We start from the raw sequence: 1075 nt of genomic DNA, 5'->3' as shown, positions 1-1075 counted from the left end.
TCACCACCTTGGCCTTTTGTGGTTAAGTTAAACGCCTCAATGAACTGGTCATTGATGCTCAAAGTCAGGCGAGAACCAGAATGATCCGCAGCTGGTGGCGAATACCTATAGTTAAGATCCATCGGTATACCACGGCTCTGCCAAGTAAAGAGATCGGGTGGTAAGCGCAAACTCACGTTGATTGGAGGAGGCGTTCGACCTTCCACTTGCAACATGCTTTTTTGTTCGACTAATTCAGATAATGCAACGGGACGAGCCGTACTCACCCAGTTTGGCGCATCGTACGGGACTCGTGGTTTGATTTGTTTGACTTCATTAATCTTCGCGATTGGCCCAGTAAGAAGTTGGTTTCCCAACGCCAAACCTTGCACCGCAACGTTAAGATCCTTACTGTCACGGCCTATCACTAGAAGAAGCTTCACGTATGGGTCAGTTGGGTGAGTGATAACTTGAAGACGAGGGCCCTCCGTGTCCGGAAAATCTCTCAGAAACTCAGGTTTGTTGTCATTGGTAACAAAGACAATGGCGTTGCGCTTAGGTAACGTGTCGACACTAAAAGGGAATTGAGCACCACGCCAACCCGCAAGAGCACCAAAGTAAGAGCTCAAGACACCAGCTGCTTTGACATCATCCAGATCATATTTGCCACCCATAACGACGGGCAGATTTAACTGGCTAAAATCACGGACATCAAAAAACGGCGCTGGCAACAAGCTCAAGTCACTTTCCAGCATTGTCTTTTGGGCAAACATTTCAATTCGACTGCTTTGGCTGATCTCGGCCCAAATGCTCGAGTCATTTGGGTTGGCACAGTCTTTCTGAGTATTCCCAATCAACTCAAAGCGAATTTGGTTGTAGTTGCTGAAGTAACGAGTATCCAGCAGCATCGATAAGCTCAACTTTTTACCTTGCTGACCATCGACGATTGACGCCACTCCCATAAGTTCGTTGTTCAAATACACTTTGACGTGAGAAACCAAAGAGAGCAACGCTGGTGAAGGTGTGATGTCAAAGTACAACGTGGCTTTAGACACCACCTCATCGAGTCGCGAACCGAAACCAATATAAGCACTGG

The 1075-nt window shown here is 47.3% G+C and carries 1 protein-coding gene; it reads right to left on the bottom strand.

Translation table 11 applies throughout. The features are described from left to right. Positions 1–1075: cellulose biosynthesis cyclic di-GMP-binding regulatory protein BcsB (locus R7E47_RS25175; protein WP_318085528.1), on the bottom strand; the 1075-nt coding region annotated here is incomplete at both ends.

Source organism: Vibrio sp. Vb1026, assembly GCF_033338745.1.
Taxonomy (GTDB): domain Bacteria; phylum Pseudomonadota; class Gammaproteobacteria; order Enterobacterales; family Vibrionaceae; genus Vibrio; species Vibrio alginolyticus.
The sequence above is the reverse complement of the archived record's forward strand: the minus strand, read 5'-3'. Positions and strand labels throughout refer to the sequence as shown.